Genomic DNA, 16,928 nt, shown 5'->3' on the forward strand with positions numbered 1-16,928 from the left:
CGACCTTGGCTAACCTGCACGGATGACCACCGACCTGACCCTCCTGCCCCGCGTCGCCTACCGGGGGCAGGACGTCACCGCACCCCGCCTGCGCGGCCTGCTCGCCCTTCTCGCGGGCGGGCCGCGCACCGGGTGCGGCGTCGAGCGGCTGGTGGCGGGGCTGTGGCCCGAGGCGCTGCCGCAGCGGCCGGGCAAGGCGGTACAGGTCCTCGTCGCGCGGGTGCGGGCCCAGCTCGGCGCCGACGTCATCGTGAGCACTCCGACCGGCTACCGGCTCGGCCTCACCGAGGACCAGGTCGACAGCTCCTTGCTGCTGCGGCACGCCGCCGAGTGCGCGGAGCGGGCGAGGGCCGGGGACCGGGCCGGCGCGCTCGCCGCGGCCGAGGCCGGGCTCGCCCTGTGGGAGGGGACGGCGCAGGAGGACGGCGGCGCGGAAGGTCCCGTGGCCGCGCTCCGCGCCGAACGCGCCCCGGTCCGCCGGGATCTCACCCGCGCGCGGGCTCTCGCGCTCGCCCGGCTCGGCCGTCACGCGGAGGCGACCGGGCCGCTGGCCGAGACCGCCGCGCGGCTGCCACGCGACGAGGAGGTGCTCGCCGAACTGCTGCGCGCCGAGGCGGCCACGACGGGACCGCCCGCCGCGCTGTCCCGCTACGAGACGTACCGCCGTGCTCTACGCGAGGAACTGGGCGCCGACCCGGGTTCCCAACTCCGCGCCATTCACGAGGAGTTGCTGCACGACGAGGCGCCCGTGGTCCGCCACGGCGTTCCGCACGAACCGAACCAACTCCTCGGCCGCGACCAGGACATCGCCGCGGTGGAGCGGCTCCTGCACGCCTCCCGCGCCGTCACCGTCGTCGGCCCCGGCGGCCTCGGCAAGACCCGGCTCGCGTACGCCGTGTCCCGCCGGGCCGGGCAACGCGCCGTGCACGTCGTGCCGTTGGCCGGCGTCACCGCGGACGCGGACGTCGCCGCCGAGGTGGCCTCCGCGCTCGGCGCGGGGGAGCGGCGGCACGGCGCCGTCGGCGGGCACGCCCCGGCCGACCCGGTGTCCGGCATCGTCGGGACGCTCGGCGCCGGGCCCGCGCTGCTGGTCCTCGACAACTGCGAGCACGTCGTCGCGGGGGTCGCCGACCTCGTCCAGGCACTGCTGTCCCGCGCCCGCGACCTGCGCGTACTCGCCACCAGCCGGTCGCCGCTCGGCCTCACGTCCGAGGCGGTGTACGCACTGCCGGAACTCGGCCCCGACACCGCCGTCGAACTGTTCGGCCAGCGGGCCCGGGCCGCGCGCCCCGGCGTCGATCTGCCCCCGGACGCGGTCGCCGAAGTGTGCGGGCACCTCGACGGGCTGCCGCTCGCCGTCGAGCTGGCCGCCGCGCGGGTACGGGCCCTGTCCGTCCCCGAGATCGCCCGCCGCCTCGGCGACCGGTTCGCCCTGCTGCGCGGCGGCGTACGCGACGTCCCCGAACGTCACCGCACCCTGTACGCCGTCGTGGAGTGGAGCTGGAACCTGCTCGGCGACGAGGCCCGCGCCGCCCTGCGCACGCTGTCCGTCTTCCCCGGCGGGTTCTCCGGCGACGCGGCGGAACGGGTCCTCGGCGAGAACGCGCTGGGCGTACTGGAACAGCTCGTCGAGCAGTCGCTGCTGACCGTCGCGGACACCCCGTCAGGTGTCCGGTTCGGGATGCTGGAGACCGTACGGGAGTTCAGCGCGGCCCGTCGCGCGGAGGCAGGCGACGAGGAACGGGCCGTAGTGCAACTCACCGACTGGGCCCGGGAGTTCGGTGTCGAGTACCACGCGACGCTGCTGGGGCCGCGCTCCCCGGATGCCTGGGAGCTGATCAAGGCCGAGCAGGACAATCTCGTGGCGGCCCTGCGCCACGCCCTGGACCGCGCTGATGGTCCCACCACCGCCGCCGTCACCGCCGTGCTCGCCGCCCTGTGGTCCACCGACTCCAACTTCGCCCGCCTCGCCACCCTCGCGGCCGACACCGGAGTCCCGCTCTCGCACTACCGGCCCGAACCCGCGTACGTCGAAGTCGCCCGCGCCGCCGCGGTGTTGTGCGCGGCGAGCCTCATCGTGGACCACGCCCCGCGCGTCGTACGCCACCTCGTCACCCTGCGCCGGCTGCCCCCGGCCCCGCCGGACACCCTGCTGCGCGCCATCGCCGTCGTGCTGGGCGCCGTGGCCGACATGCTGCCTCCGAAGTACGACGTGCTGCGCGAACTGTGCGCCGACGAAAGCCCGTTGGTCGTCTCCGTCGCCGAGAGCGTCGCCACCTACGTGTGGGAGTACGAGCATGACATCGATCGCGCGCTCGCCTCGGCGCGGCGGGCCGTCGACGTACTCGGGACGGTCGACAGTCCGCCTCTGGAGGTCATGGGCTACTCACGCCTGAGCCAGATGTGCCTGACCAACGGGTACGGCGACGACGCCTACCGGTACCTGCGGGCGGCCCGCGAGGCACTGCCCCGGTTCGGCGACGAGAACGACTACGTCGGCATCCGCTGGGGGTTCGCGCTCGCCTGCCTGCAGCGCGGGGATCCGGCCGAGGCCGAGACGTGGCGGCGCCGGGCGGAGGCCGAGGGCTCCGCGCAGAAGGACCCGTTCTACAGCCCCGACCTGGGCGTACGCGCCGAGATCGCGCTCGCCCGCGGCGACACGGAGGCCGGGCTCGAACTGTGGCGCCGCGCCGTCGCCCGGCTGCCCGTCGCCGGGGCGGAGTACGCCGGAGAGCTGTGGCACGACCCGTGGGCGTTGCAGATCCAGGCGACGGCGGTGACGGCGCACGCGTACGCGGGCCGGCTCGAACCGGTCGCGGACACGGTCGACCGGCTGCGGGCGCTGCTCGCGGGTCCGGCCGCCGCCTCCGTCGGCCTCCCCGTCCTGGGCACCGTGCTGCACGCACTCGGCACGGCAGGCCTCACGGACCGCCGTGCCCCCGAGGCCGTACGGACGCTCGCCCTGGCCGAACACCTTTGGGTGCTACGGGACTTCCACCCCACGATGTCGGCGGACCGGGCCCGCCGGGCCGCCGAGTCCGCCGACGGGACGGCGTACGCGCACGCGCTGGCCGAGTACGCCACTCTTGACGTGCACGACCTCCGGGACGAGATCCGTCTCCCTTGAGCACTCTCCTGAGCCCCTGCGGCGATCGAGCCAATCAACCCCCTTGAGCCGATCAAGCCCCTGCGGCGATTGAGCAGCGGGGCCCGGGGCAGAGCCCCGCGACCACGCCCCCGCTGCGGCCCGACGCCCCCGGAAGCCCCTACTCCGGATCGCGCCTGAACAACGCCCTCGACCAGAAGAACCCGACCCCGGTCAAAGCCACGCACCAGCCCACTGCCAGCCACCCGTTGTGACCGATCTCCGTGCCGAGCAGCAACCCCCGCAGCGTCTCGATGAGCGGCGTGAACGGCTGGTACTCGGCGACCGGCTGGAACCAGCCCGGCATCGCGTCGATCGGCACGAACGCGCTGGAGATGAACGGGAGGATGATCAGCGGCATCGCGTTGTTGCTGGCCGCCTCCGCGTTCGGACTCGCCAGGCCGAGCCCGACGGCCACCCAGCTCAGCGCGACGGCCACGAGCACCGTCAGGCCGAACGCAGCGAGCCACTCCAGGGCGGAAGCATCCGTGGAACGGAAGCCGATCGCCACCGCCACGGCGCCCACGACGAGCACGCCGGCGACCGCTTGCAGCACGCTGCCCACGACATGCCCGATCAGCACGGACCCGCGATGGATCGCCATCGTACGAAAACGCGCCATGATGCCCTCCGTCATGTCCATCGTGACGGAGATCGCGGTCCCGGCCGGGGTGGCGCCGATCGTCATCAGCAGGATGCCCGGCACGAGATAGCCGATGTACGCGGTGCGGTCCGCGGACCCGCCACCGATCCCCGCACTCATCACGTCGCCGAAGACGTACACGAAGAGCAGCAGCAGAACGATCGGCGTCAGCAGGATGTTCAGGGTGAGGGACGGGTAGCGGCGGGCGTGCAGGAGGTTCCGGCGCAGCATCGTGGACGAGTCGCGTACGGCGAGGGAGAGGGCGGTGCTACTCATCGCAGGGCCTCCTCGGGCCGGGAAGTCTGCTCGACGCCGCCGGTCAGGGCGAAGAACACGTCGTCGAGGTCGGGGGTGTGCACGGACAGCTCGTCCGCCTCGACGCCTGCCGCGTCCAACCAGTCGAGAACGGCGCGCAGTTCGGCCTGCGTGCCGTCGCTGGGGACCCGCACCGTCAGCGCCTCGTCGTCCGTGGTGACATCACGCAGCGCGGCGACGGCGGCCCGGTAGCCGGCCGGGTCGGTGAACCGCAGCCGCACGTGCCCGCCTGGCACGAGCCGCTTCAGCTCGTCGGCGGAGCCCGTGGCGGCGATCCGGCCCTCGCTCAACACGGCGATGCGGTCGGCCAGTTCATCGGCCTCGTCCAGGTACTGCGTGGTGAGGAAGACGGTGACACCGTCGGCGACGAGGTCGCGGATCATGCGCCACATCGTGTGCCGGCTGCGCGGGTCGAGGCCGGTTGTCGGCTCGTCGAGGAAGAGGATCCGCGGGGAGCCGACGAGTGTCATGGCGATGTCGAGGCGGCGTGTCATGCCGCCCGAGTAGGTGGCGGCGGGCCTCTTCGCGGCCTCGGTGAGGTCGAACCGGTCGAGGAGCTCGGCGGCCGCCCGGCGGCCCTCGCGGCGGGGCAGATGGTGCAGATCCGCCATGAGGAGCATGTTCTCCTCGCCGGTGATCAGCCCGTCGACGGCCGAGAACTGCCCGGTCACACCGATCGCCGCGCGCACGGCCTGCGGGTCGGCCGACAGGTCGTGGCCGCCGACGAACAGTTCGCCGGCATCGGCGGTGATGAGCGTGGAGAGGATCCGGACGGCGGTGGTCTTCCCCGCGCCGTTCGGCCCGAGCAGTGAGAAGACGGAGCCGGCCGGCACCGCGAGATCGATGCCGTCGAGGACGGTCTTGCCCCCGAATGCCTTGCGCAGGCCGCGCGCTTCGATGGCGAGGGGTGGAGAGGTGGCTGTCGTGGTGGTCATGCCGCAGAGATTGCGGCACGGCGCACTCAGCCCGGTTTCACCGTGGTTTCAGCCGGGACATCCGGCCGTGGAGCCGATGGCTCGTTCCCGCGGTCTTGCCGGACGCGCCCACCCATGCTGTGATGCCAACTGCCCCTCTAGGCAACAATGTTCAACGAAGCTCAACGAAGTTCAACGTAGTCCACCGCAGTTGCACAGACCCGAGCGGCGAGCCGCCACTCTTCCTCGACGCGTACGACGCGTTTCGGCAATGGAGGATCCGTGCGCACCAGAAACCCCAGAGAACCCCGAACCCTCGGACTCAGACAGCACGCGAGACATCTGTCCCTGCTCCTCACCGCGGCCCTGGGCCTCAGCGTGCTCGCGGTGGCCCCGTCCGGCGCGGCCACCACCGCGGACGACGACACCGTCGTGCCGCACGGCCTGAAGGGCGAGTACTACACCCAGTCCGCCCCGGGCGCCTTCGACTTCGACCAGCTCAAGGCCACCGGCTTCGACCCGCAGATCGACTTCAACAGCCTGGAGTCCCGCCTGTCGTCCGCGACCGGCCAGGCGGACGACGCGAGCGTGCGCTGGACCGGAAAGCTGGTGCCGGAGAAGTCCGGGCCGACAACGTTGTCAATGATCGGTGACAACGGCTTCCGGCTGTGGGTCGACAACAAGCTGGTCATCGACCACTGGGTCGACGACTGGGACAAGGAACAGACCTCCCGGCCCGTCGACCTGACCGCGGGCAAGGCGGTCGACATCAAGGTCGAGTACTTCGAGCACTACGGCGGCTCCAACCTCCATCTGCGCTGGACCGAACCGGGCGCGCAGAAGGAAGCCATCCCCGCCTCCGCGTTCCGGCTGCCCGACGACTGGAAGTACGACGGCGCCATCGGCACCACCGTGCTCGGCGACGGCCGCACCCTGAAGCTGGACTTCGCGCAGAAACTGGGCGCGGTCCCCGGTGACATCAACGATCACCTGAAGGGCATCATCGGCGGCGCCAAGTGGCCGCTCGGCAAGGTGAAGGCCGACCCCGACGACCCGCGCGCCCTGCTGGTGGGCCTCGACGAACCGGTCGTCGGCAACAAGAACGGCGACGCCTCCGGCCAGGCCGATGTCACGTACGACGGCAAGGGCGGACTGACCGGCGCGGACGGCACGGCCGTCGGCAGCTTCTGGTCGAGCGGGCCCAACCACTCCACGCACGAGCTGACCACCAAGTGGGGCGACGACGTCACCCCGGCCAACGCCCACCGCGAATACCCGCGCCCCCAGCTGACCCGCGACAAGTGGCAGAATCTCAACGGCAGTTGGCAGTTCGCCGCCGCCAAGGAGGGCGAGCAGCCGCCGGTCGGCAAGAACCTCGGCGAGAAGATCCTCGTGCCCTACCCGGTCGAGTCCCAGCTCTCCGGCATCGAGCGCCACGAGGACCGCATGTGGTACCGGCGCACCTTCACCGTGCCCGCCGACTGGAAGGTCGGCAGCGGCAAGCGCCTCCAGCTGAACTTCGGCGCCGTGGACTGGAAGTCCGAGATCTACGTCAACGGCAAGAAGGTCGCCGATCACAAGGGCGGCTACGACAAGTTCAGCGCCGACATCACGGACGCCCTCAAGCCGGGCCGCACCCAGGAGCTGATCGTCGGCGTCTACGACCCGACCGACGCCGACAAGGGCGAGAACCCGCCCATGGGCAAGCAGCGCCTCGACCCCAGCGGCATCTGGTACACCCCGTCCTCCGGCATCTGGCAGACCGTATGGATGGAGCCGGTCGCCGGCGACCACGCCACCGACCTGAAGGTGACGCCGAACGTCAAGACGGGTGAAGTGGCCGTGTCCGCCACGGGAGTTCGCGACGGCCTGCCCGTCATGGCGACGGCGTACGCGGGCAAGCAGAAGGTGGCCACCGCCACCGGCACCTCCGGCGGACCGCTCACTCTGAAGATCGCCAAGCCGCATCTGTGGTCGCCCGACGACCCGTTCCTGTACGACCTCAAGGTGAGCGTCGGCGACGACAGGGTCGGCAGCTACTTCGGGATGCGCTCGGTCTCCGTCGAGAAGGTGAACGGCACCCCGCGCACCATGCTCAACGGCAAGCCGATGTTCATGATGGCCACCCTCGACCAGGGCTTCTGGCCGGACGGACTGCACACCGCGCCCAGCGACGACGCGCTCGCGTACGACCTGAAGATGCACAAGAAGATGGGCTTCAACTCGGTCCGCAAACACATCAAGGTCGAACCCGACCGCTGGTTCTACTGGGCCGACAAGCTCGGCCTGATGGTCTGGCAGGACATGCCCGCGATGGAGGCCGGGCGCGACCCGTCCACCGCGGCGCGCGCCGAGTACGAGCGCGAGATGAAGACGATGATCGACCAGCACATCAACCACCCGTCGGTCGTCATGTGGGTCACCTTCAACGAGGGCTGGGGCCAGTACGACGAGGCCCGCATCGCCGACCAGGCGAAGGCCTGGGACCCCACGCGTCTGGTCAACTCGATGTCCGGACTCAACCTTGGGCGCGACGGCGGCACCGGCGACATCATGGACGAACACGGCTACCCGAGCCCCGCCCTGCCACCCAAGCCGGACGGCGAACGGGCCCTCGTCGCAGGCGAGTACGGCGGCCTCGGCCTCGCGGTGCCCGGCCACGCCTGGTCGGTGCAGCAGTCGTACGTCGACGTGGACCCGGCGACGTACACGGACGACTACCTCAAGAAGGTCGACGAGGTGCACAAGCTGGCCTGCAAGGGCGGCAACGGCGCCGTCTACACGCAGATCTCCGACGTCGAGGGCGAGCTGAACGGTCTGCTGACCTACGACCGCCGGGTCGTCAAGCCGGACGTGAAGCGGGTGCACGACGCCCAGCAGTCGCTGATCCATGACGCCTCGCAGGACACCGTGGCGAACTGCTCCTGATCCATCCGCCCCTGGGGCGGGCCCGTTCCCCCCGCGGGCCCGCCCCTCTTCTCGCAGGAGGCAGCTCATGACTGTGACTCGACGCGGCGTGCTCCAGGCCGCGACGGTGGCCTGCGCGGCCACCGCCTGGGGTGGCGCCGCGACCGCGACCGCCCGCGCGGACGCGGCAGGACCGTCCCCCGACGCGTTCACGCGCCTGCCCGTCGGCAGCGTCACCGCCGCCGGATGGCTCGCCGGCCAACTGCGCCTGCAATTGGCCGGGCTGTGCGGACGCTACGACGAGAAGTCCCACTTCCTGAACATGGACACCTGCGGCTGGATCCACCCGGAGCTGGACGGCTGGGAGGAAGTGCCGTACTGGCTACGGGGGTTCGTGCCCCTCGCGATCGCCACGCGCGACGCCGACGCGCTCGCCACCTGCGAGCGGTGGATCGATCCCATCCTCGCCACACAGCAGTCGGACGGGTTCTTCGGCCCGCGCTCCCTGCGCACCGCCTTGAACGGCGGCCCCGACTTCTGGCCCTTCCTGCCGCTCCTCATGGCGCTGCGCACGTGGGAGGAGCACACCCACGACAAGCGCATCGTCCCGTTCCTGACCCGCTTCATGACGTACATGGAGGCCCAGGGGAAGGGTGCCTTCGACAGCAGCTGGGTCTCCGTGCGCTGGGGCGACGGCATCGACACCGCGCGCTGGCTGTACGGGCGGACCGGCGACGCGTTCCTCGTCCGTCTCGTCGACAAGATGCACCGCTACGGCGCCGACTGGACGGGCAAGCTCCCCACCCCGCACAACGTCAACATCGCCCAGGGCTTCCGCGAACCCGCCCAATATGCCCAGTGGGCCGGCGAAGGCGCCGGTGAACTGACCCGCGCCACCTACCGCACGTACGACCAAGTGCTGGGGGAGTACGGGCAGTTCCCCGGTGGCGGCATGGCGGGGGACGAGAACGCGCGGCCCGGATTCGGCGACCCGCGCCAGGGATTCGAGACGTGCGGCATCGTCGAGTTCATGGCCAGCCACGAGCTGCTCACCCGGATCACCGGTGACCCGGTGTGGGCGGACCGCTGCGAGGACCTGGCCTTCAACATGCTCCCGGCCGCCCTGGACTCCACCGGCAAGGGAATCCACTACACCACCAGCGCCAACGGCGTCGACCTCGACAACTCCCGCAAGACCAACGGGCAGTTCCAGAACAGTTTCGCCATGCAGTCCTACCAGCCCGGCGTCGACCAGTACCGGTGCTGCCCGCACAACTACGGAATGGGCTGGCCCTACTTCACCGAGGAACTGTGGCTCGCCGGGCCCGACGGTGGTCTCGTGGCTGCCATGTACGCGCCGTGCGAGGTGCGCGCCGAAGTGGACGACGGGGTCAGGGCCACGGTGCGGGAGGAGACGGACTACCCGTTCGACGAGACCGTCACGCTGCACATAGGTGTGGAACGCGCCGTGGAATTCTCGCTGCGACTGCGCGTTCCCGGCTGGTGCGAGGCCCCACGCCTGACCGTCAACGGCCGCCAGGTGAAGGCCGCGAAGGGGCCCTCGTTCGCGGAGATCCGGCGCACCTGGCGGGACGGCGACGTGGTGCGGCTGCGCCTGCCCCAGAGGACCACGTTGCGCACCTGGCACGGCAACCACGACAGCGTCAGCGTCGACCACGGACCGCTCACCTACTCGCTGAAGGTCGGCGAGAGATATGTGCGCACCGGCGGCGACGACACGTTCCCCGAGTACGACGTGCACGCCACCACGCCCTGGAACTACGGTCTGCTGCCCGGGAGTTCGACCACCGTCCACCGCAAGAAGGGGCCCCTCGCGGACAACCCGTTCACCCTGGACGGCGCACCGCTGACGCTCACCGCACGGGCCCGCCGCATCCCCGAGTGGATCGCCGACGAGGAGAACGTCGTCGCACCCCTGCAACCGAGCCCGGCACGCAGTCGCGCGGCCGTGGAGGACGTGACGCTCGTGCCGATGGGTGCGGCCCGGCTGCGGATCACCGCCTTCCCGACAGCGACCCCGAACGGCACGCTGTGGACACCGGAACCGCCCTTCCACCGCGTTCTGAACAAACACAGTGGCAAGGTCCTCGCCGTCGACGGGATGTCCACGGACAACGACGCGCGCGTCGTGCAGTTCCGCGACTCGCGCACCGGCGATCACGCGTGGCAGCTCCTCGCGGCCGACGGCGGAGCGCTCCGCATCCGCAACGGCCAGAGCGGCAAGTACCTCGCGGTGAAGGCGAGTTCCACCGCCGACAGCGCGCTGGTCGTGCAGTACGAGGACGACGGCAGCGGCCGGGAGGACCTGCTGTGGGAGCGGGAGGACCGGGACGATGGCTGGTTCCTGCTGCGCAACCGGCACAGCGGCAAGGTCCTCGGCGTCGACGCCATGTCCACCGCCGACAGCGCCCAGGTCGTGCAGTTCGCCGACAACGGGACGGAGGACCACCTGTGGCGCCTGGCGCCCTGAGAGCTGCTGGAGTCTTGACGGGCCGACCGGGCCTGCGAAGAATGACCGCGCACGCTGACAACGTTGTCGAAGGGTGGACGATGAGAAGACGCACCACGGGAAGACCCCTCACCAGACCCATCCGCCGGGCGCTGGGCGCTCTGGCGGCCGCCGCCCTCCTCGGCGCGGGGCTCGCGACGCCCGCCGCGGCCTCGCCCGCCGCCGGGGGCGGTCAACTCACCGACCTCGTCAACCCGTTCATCGGGACGGAGAACGAGGGCAACACCTATCCGGGTGCCGCCGTCCCCTTCGGGATGGTGCAGTTCTCGCCCGACACGGGGCACAACACCGGCTACGACCACTCGGACACCCACATCCGCGGCTTCTCCACCGTCCATCTCTCGGGCGTGGGCTGCGGGTTGGGCGGTGACCTGCCGGTGCTGCCGACCGTGGGTGACATCGGGAGCACGGACTACGCGAAGTACGCGGCCGAGTTCAGCCACGACGACGAGAAGGCGTCGCCCGGCTACTACAAGGTGGGCCTGAAGTCCGGCGTCCAGGCCGAGTTGAGCGCCACGAAGCGGACCGGCGTGCAGAAGTACACGTTCCCGGCCACCGACAAGGCCAACGTGATGATCAACGCGGGCCAGTCGCTGCACAAGACCGTGCACACCAAGGTCGACATCCTCGACAGCCGGACCGTGCGCACCGCCATCACCGGCAGCGGCTTCTGCCAGGACACCAAGCAGTACACGCTCTACACGATCACCAAGTTCGACCGGCCCTTCACCACGGCGGGCACCTGGAAGGGCGACACCGTCACCGAGGGCTCCAGGACCTCGGCCGCGGACGCCGAGGGCAACGGCGCGTATCTCCGCTTCGACACCAGCAAGGACCGCACCGTCGAGGCGACCACCGCGATCTCCTACGTGGACGAGCGCGGCGCCGAGCTCAACCTCCATAAGGAGGGCGGCCGTTCCTTCGACGCCGTGCGCCACTCGGCCCAGGCCGCCTGGGAGGACCGGCTCGGCGACATCAAGGCGCAGGGCGGCAGCGAGACGCTTCGCCGCACCTTCTACTCCTCGCTGTACCGGTCGTTCCTCGCGCCGAACATCGGCAGCGACGTCGACGGCCGCTACACCGGCTGGGACCAGAAGATCCACCGCGCCGACGGGTTCACCTACTACCAGAACTGGTCGCTCTGGGACACGTACCGCACCCAGGCCCAGCTGCTCTCGCTGCTCGCCCCGCGCGAGTCACGGGACATGGCCCTGTCGGTGATCCGCATCGACAAGGACAGCGGCTGGCTGCCCAAGTGGGGCTACGGCACGGTCGAGACGAACATCATGACCGGCGACCCCGTCACGCCGTTCCTCACCAACGCCTACCAGCAGGGCCTGCTCAAGGGGCACGAGGAGGACGCCTACCGGGCGCTGAAGAAGAACGCCGACGGCGTGCCGCCGGCCGACTCCGCTCCCGTGGGCCGCGAGGCCAACAAGGAGTACCTCGCCGACGGGTTCGCGCCGTATATCAAGGACCGCGCACACGTGAAGCCCGGCGACTCCGATTACGACCACGGGGGCTCGGCCACCCTGGAGTACGCCCTGTCCGACGCCATGCTCGGCCAGATGGCGAAGGATCTCGGGCACAAGGACGACGCGAAGCGGTACACCGAGCGGGCGCAGAACTACCGGAAGATCTTCGACGGTTCGACCGGATTCTTCCGCGCGCGCGACGCGTCGGGCGCCTTCACCGGCCCGGCCGACCCGGCCAAGAGCGAGGGCTTCCACGAGGGCACGGCCTGGCAGTACCAGTGGCTCGTGCCGCAGGACCTGCCCGGCATGGTCGGCCTGATCGGCGGAAAGGACGCCGCCAACAAGCGGCTCGACTCCTTCTTCGCCTACGACCAGCTGGTCAAGGACCCCGCGAAGACCGCCCGCGAGGTGTGGGTCAACGGCCCGTACGACTACTACAACGCGGACAAGTACAACCCGCAGAACGAGCCCGACCTGATCGCGCCCTACACGTACCTGTCGACCGGCCAGCCGTGGAAGACCACCGACGTGGTGCACGCCGCGCTGACCCTGTTCACCGACACCCCGACCGGCATGACCGGCAATGACGACCTGGGCACGATGTCCGCCTGGAACGTCCTGTCGTCGATCGGCATCTTCCCGGTGCAGCCCGGCACGGACACATGGAGCCTGTCGACGCCCGTCTTCGAGCGGGTCGACGTCAAGCTCGACCGGCGCTACTACCCGAAGGGCGCGCTGACCGTGAAGGCGCCCGGCACCTCGGACAGCGACCGGTACATCCAGTCGGCGCGGACGGACGGCGCCGCGTACGACAAGACGTATCTGACGACGGACGATCTGCGGGGCGTGCGGAACCTGACCTTCACCGTCGGCGCCGAGCCGTCGGCGTGGGGGACCGGAGCCGACGCGGCGCCGCCCGCCCTCAAGTGACGTAAACGACACGCTACTTGGGTGAGCTTCTGAGTCACATGAGACCCGTCCCTCCCAGAGGGGCGGGTCTTCATCAGTTGTTAACGCACCGTGTACAGATCATACTTGACCGTAATCGACCGCTGGGGGTTGACTGCCAACTCCCGTTGTCGACGCGAGAGTCCTCCATGACCTCTGTGAGTTCGGATCTGCTCGCTCCACTCGACCTGACCTTCTGGAACATCGAGACCGCCGAACACCCCATGCACCTGGGGGCGTTGGGCGTGTTCGAGGCCGAAGGGCCCGGCGCCGCACAGCACGCCTTCGAGCTGCTCGCCACTCGCGCCGCCGGCGTCGCGGGCCTGCGGATGCGGATCGCCGGCGTGCTCGTGCCGGTCGGCGGCGCGGCCCGCGTGCCCGCCGCCGACTTCGACCCGCTCGACCATGTCTGGATGGCCGGTGCCGTCGACGACTTCCACGCCGCAGCCGGCGCGCTCATGGAACGCCCGCTCGACCGCGACCGCCCGCCGTGGGAGGCGCATGTGCTGCCGGCCGCCGACGGGGCGTCGTTCGCCGTGCTCTTCAAGTTCCACCACGCCCTCGCCGACGGGCTGCGCGCCCTGACCCTCGCCGCCGGCGTCATGGACCCCATCGACCTGCCGCCCGCCCGCGCCCCGAAGGACGCGCCCGCCCCGCGCCGCGGACTGCGCCTGCCGTTCCCCGGCATGCGCGAGATCACGCTCGGTGACCTCGACCCGCGCCGCTACCCCGACCATGTGCGCACGCTGGCGGCCAGTGCCACGCAGGCCGTGTCCATCGGAGCGTCCGTCGCCCGCGCCACCTGGGGCGTACGCACCTCGCCCGCGCTCACCTCGAAGGCCGGCGGCACCCGGCGCACCGCCGGGGTCGTGCTCGACCTCGACGACGTGCACCGCATCCGCAAGACGGTCGGCGGCACGGTCAACGACGTACTGATCGCCGTGGTCGCAGGGGCCGTGCGGCGCTGGCTCGACGAGCGCGGCGACGGCAGCGAGGGCGTCGAGCCCCGCGCCCTCGTCCCGGTCTCCCGGCGCAGGCCCCGCACCGCCCACCCGCAGGGCAACCGGCTCTCCGGTTACCTGGTCCGCCTCCCCGTCTCCGAGGGCGACCCCGTGGAGCGGCTGCGGGTCGTACGGGCCGCCATGAACCGCCGCAAGGACGCGGGGCCCACGCGCGGCGCGGGCGCCGTCGCGCTCCTCGCCGACCATGTGCCGCCGCTCGGCCTTCGCCTCGGCGGCGGCCTCGTCGGCCAGAACGCGCGCCTCCTCTTCGACCTGCTCGTCACGAGCGTCCCGCTGCCCAGCCTCGGCCTGAAACTCGGCGGCTGCCCACTCACCGAGGTCTTCCCCCTGGCACCACTGGCCCAGGGCCAGTCCCTCGCCGTGGCCGTGTCGACGTACCGCGGCCGGGTCCACTACGGCCTCGTCGCCGACGCGGACGCGGTGCCGGACCTGGACGTGCTGGCGCGGGCGGTGCGGGACGAAGTGGCCGAGCTCACGGCCGCCTGTGAGCAGGCGAACGCCTGAACCGGTCGGGCGGAGTGACGCCCGTCATTTGGCCGACCCCACTCCCGCCAGTATCCTCCGGATCTGGCGGGATCAACCGAGTGACCTGTAAGGTGCCGCCTTTTGGCAGCCGCGCGGCACCTGAGATTCCTCGCGGCACGAGCGACACGAGGAACAGCAGCGGCGATGACCGTGACAGAGGACAACCAGGCCGCCGAAGGCGCGGAGGCGGTCGAGAACGGCGCCGCCGACTTCGGCCCCGGCATCGACCCCGAGCGGCTCGCCGTCTGCCTCAGCGTGCTGGAGGAACTCGACGAGATCGACGTCGACCACCCCGACGCGATCACCGTCCGCAGGGCCACCGCCGGCATCTACCGGACCGTGAAGCAGCGCCGCCGCCAGGAGCGCCGCGCGGCGAAGACCGCCCACGACAAGGCGGTCACCGAGGCGACGGCGACCGGGTCCGCGCAGCGCATCGACGACGAGACCGAGGGCATCCTGCCCTCCTCGCAGACCGAGGAGGGCAGGCTCGCGGGGATACTCCAGCGCCCCCGCTCCTGCTACACCTGCAAGACCCGGTACGTGGAAGTCGACTACTTCTACCACCAGCTCTGTCCCGACTGCGCCCGCCTGAACCGCACCAAGCGCGACGCCCGCGCCGACCTCTCCGGCAAGCGCGCCCTGCTCACCGGCGGCCGCGCCAAGATCGGCATGTACATCGCGCTGCGCCTGCTGCGCGACGGCGCGCACACCACGATCACCACCCGGTTCCCCAAGGACGCCATCCGCCGCTTCAAGGCGATGGAGGACTCGGCGGAGTGGATCCACCGCCTGGAGGTCGTCGGCATCGACCTGCGTGATCCGGGGCAGGCCGTCGCCCTCGCCGAGCAGGTCGCCGCCGCGGGCCCGCTCGACATCCTCATCAACAATGCGACGCAGACCGTACGCCGGCTGCCCTCCGCCTACGCCGCCCTCGTCGACGGCGAGAGCGCGCCGCTGCCCGCGGGCGAGCTGCCGCCGCACACCGTCATCGGCGCCTTCAACTCGGGCTCGGTCGACGGCATCCAGGCGCTGCCCATCGGCACCAGCGGCATCGACGCCCAGAAGGTCGCCGACCTCGCGCTCGTCGCGGGCAACGCGAGCGTCGAGCGGCACCTCGACGGCTCCGCGATCGACGCGGGCGGCCTCGTCCCGGACGTCGTCGACTCCAACACCTGGGTGCAGACCATCGACCAGATCTCCCCGGTCGAGCTCCTGGAGACCCAGCTCTGCAACTACACGTCGCCGTTCATCCTCATCAGCGCGCTGCGCCCGGCCATGGCCGACGCCGCGAAGAAGGCCGAGAGGGGGCGCGCGTACGTCGTGAACGTCTCGGCGATGGAAGGCGTCTTCGGCCGCGGCTACAAGGGCGCGGGCCACCCGAACACCAACGCGGCCAAGGCCGCGATGAACATGGTGACGCGCACCAGCGCCCACGAGATGTTCCAGGCCGACGGTATCCTCATGACCTCCGTCGACACCGGCTGGATCACCGACGAGCGCCCGCACTACGACAAGCTGCGCCTCGCCGAGGAGGGCTTCCACGCCCCGCTCGACCTGGTCGACGGCGCGGCCCGCGTCTACGACCCCGTCGTGCGCGGCGAGGCCGGCGACGACGTGTACGGGGTCTTCCTGAAGGACTACGAGCCCGGCAAGTGGTGACGCAGCTGCTGGTGGACGGCGTTCGCGGGACCGTCCGCTGAGGCGGCCCGCACCCGCGTGCCGCCGTCCACCAGCAGCTCCGCGCCGGTGATCCAGGACGCCTCGTCCGACACCAGCCAGCGCACCGCCCGCGCCACGTCCTCCGGCTCCCCGATCCGTGCGGCCGGGAGGCCCGCCGCGACCGACTCCTCGGCCCGCTCCCACACGAAGCGGGCCATCTCGGTGCGCACGAGGCCGGGGGAGACGGAGTTGACCCGCACCAACGGGCCCAGCTCGCCCGCCAGTTGAGCGGTCAGGTGCAGCAGCGCCGCCTTGCTGGTGCCGTACGCGCCGACGTTCGGACCGACATGGCCCGCGCCCTCCGTGCACACGTTCACGACGGCGCCGCCGTGCTCGCTCATCCACGCCCGCCACGCGCACTGCACCAGACGCAGCGGCGCCTCCACGTTGACCGTGAAGGCGGTGCGCCAGGTGTCCGGGTCGGCGTCCATGAGCGGGCCGTAGGGCTGGTTCGTCGCCGCGTTGTTCACGACGACGTCGACCCGCCCGAACTCGGCCATGGCCCGCTCCGTCACCTCCCACAGATGCGCCGGATCGGCCACGGACCCGGGCACACCCACCGCGTCCGCACCCCGCGCCCGCAGCGCCGCGACGGCCTCCCGCACCCCGTGCGGATCCCGCGCCGTCACGCACAACCGGGCGCCGCAGTCGGCGAGTTCCTCCGCGATCGCGAGACCGATGCCGCGCGAGGCACCGGTCACGACGGCCGCCCTGCCGTCGAGCACGCGCGGGGGAGCCGTGGAAGCCATCGAGGACGCAGCCATGCGCGTACGGTCTCACGGGCG

At 71.2% G+C, this 16,928-nt stretch carries 9 protein-coding genes; 6 read left to right on the forward strand and 3 right to left on the reverse strand.

Features of this window, described 5'->3' with window-relative positions:
- The first annotated feature begins 22 nt into the window (after window positions 1–22).
- A complete protein-coding gene (locus tag ACP4E5_RS41785; protein ID WP_425839053.1) occupies window positions 23–3,127 on the forward strand; it encodes an ATP-binding protein in 3,105 nt (1,034 codons plus the stop codon).
- Between the two features lie 139 nt (window positions 3,128–3,266).
- Here ACP4E5_RS41785 and ACP4E5_RS41790 read toward each other — a convergent pair whose 3' ends face one another.
- Both ACP4E5_RS41790 and ACP4E5_RS41795 read right to left on the reverse strand, forming a co-directional pair.
- The gene (locus tag ACP4E5_RS41790; protein WP_425839056.1) at window positions 3,267–4,064 is read right to left on the reverse strand and encodes an ABC transporter permease; all 798 of its coding nucleotides are present in this window, start codon (window positions 4,062–4,064) and stop codon (window positions 3,267–3,269) included.
- Window positions 4,061–5,038: an ATP-binding cassette domain-containing protein gene (locus ACP4E5_RS41795; RefSeq protein WP_425839059.1), complete on the reverse strand. Its 978-nt coding sequence runs from the start codon at window positions 5,036–5,038 to the stop codon at window positions 4,061–4,063. The genes ACP4E5_RS41790 and ACP4E5_RS41795 overlap by 4 nt, the downstream gene beginning before the upstream one ends.
- 261 nt (window positions 5,039–5,299) lie before the next feature.
- Here ACP4E5_RS41795 and ACP4E5_RS41800 point away from each other — a divergent pair, with 261 nt between their 5' ends.
- The 5 genes from ACP4E5_RS41800 (at window position 5,300) to ACP4E5_RS41820 (ending at window position 16,083) form a co-directional block, all read left to right on the forward strand.
- Window positions 5,300–7,945 (forward strand): PA14 domain-containing protein, encoded by a 2,646-nt coding sequence (locus tag ACP4E5_RS41800; protein ID WP_425839062.1) that lies wholly within the window; start codon window positions 5,300–5,302, stop codon window positions 7,943–7,945.
- Between the two features lie 67 nt (window positions 7,946–8,012).
- Window positions 8,013–10,415 (forward strand): beta-L-arabinofuranosidase domain-containing protein, encoded by a 2,403-nt coding sequence (locus ACP4E5_RS41805; protein ID WP_425839065.1) that lies wholly within the window; start codon window positions 8,013–8,015, stop codon window positions 10,413–10,415.
- Window positions 10,416–10,495: 80 nt separating this feature from the next.
- The gene (locus ACP4E5_RS41810) at window positions 10,496–12,859 is read left to right on the forward strand and encodes a GH92 family glycosyl hydrolase (RefSeq protein WP_425839068.1); all 2,364 of its coding nucleotides are present in this window, start codon (window positions 10,496–10,498) and stop codon (window positions 12,857–12,859) included.
- 176 nt (window positions 12,860–13,035) lie between these two features.
- The gene (locus tag ACP4E5_RS41815) at window positions 13,036–14,403 is read left to right on the forward strand and encodes a wax ester/triacylglycerol synthase family O-acyltransferase (RefSeq protein WP_425842067.1); all 1,368 of its coding nucleotides are present in this window, start codon (window positions 13,036–13,038) and stop codon (window positions 14,401–14,403) included.
- Between the two features lie 165 nt (window positions 14,404–14,568).
- Window positions 14,569–16,083: an SDR family NAD(P)-dependent oxidoreductase gene (locus ACP4E5_RS41820; RefSeq protein WP_425839071.1), complete on the forward strand. Its 1,515-nt coding sequence runs from the start codon at window positions 14,569–14,571 to the stop codon at window positions 16,081–16,083.
- Here ACP4E5_RS41820 and ACP4E5_RS41825 read toward each other — a convergent pair.
- Entirely contained in the window at window positions 16,062–16,907 is an 846-nt protein-coding gene (locus tag ACP4E5_RS41825; RefSeq protein ID WP_425839074.1) for an SDR family oxidoreductase, read from the reverse strand. The two genes, ACP4E5_RS41820 and ACP4E5_RS41825, sit on opposite strands and share 22 nt — an antisense overlap.
- Window positions 16,908–16,928 lie beyond the last annotated feature (21 nt).

The organism is Streptomyces fractus, from assembly GCF_049844455.1.
Taxonomy (GTDB): Bacteria; Actinomycetota; Actinomycetes; order Streptomycetales; family Streptomycetaceae; genus Streptomyces; species Streptomyces fractus.

What these genes read in the sequence shown, in the direction of transcription:
- ACP4E5_RS41810 (WP_425839068.1), top strand. Translation starts at nt 10,496, where the DNA reads ATGAGAAGACGCACCACGGGAAGACCCCTCACCAGACCCATCCGCCGG.
- ACP4E5_RS41805 (WP_425839065.1), top strand. Translation starts at nt 8,013, where the DNA reads ATGACTGTGACTCGACGCGGCGTGCTCCAGGCCGCGACGGTGGCCTGC.
- ACP4E5_RS41825 (WP_425839074.1), bottom strand. Translation starts at nt 16,907, where the DNA reads ATGGCTGCGTCCTCGATGGCTTCCACGGCTCCCCCGCGCGTGCTCGAC.
- ACP4E5_RS41820 (WP_425839071.1), top strand. Translation starts at nt 14,569, where the DNA reads ATGACCGTGACAGAGGACAACCAGGCCGCCGAAGGCGCGGAGGCGGTC.
- ACP4E5_RS41790 (WP_425839056.1), bottom strand. Translation starts at nt 4,064, where the DNA reads ATGAGTAGCACCGCCCTCTCCCTCGCCGTACGCGACTCGTCCACGATG.
- ACP4E5_RS41785 (WP_425839053.1), top strand. Translation starts at nt 23, where the DNA reads ATGACCACCGACCTGACCCTCCTGCCCCGCGTCGCCTACCGGGGGCAG.
- ACP4E5_RS41795 (WP_425839059.1), bottom strand. Translation starts at nt 5,038, where the DNA reads ATGACCACCACGACAGCCACCTCTCCACCCCTCGCCATCGAAGCGCGC.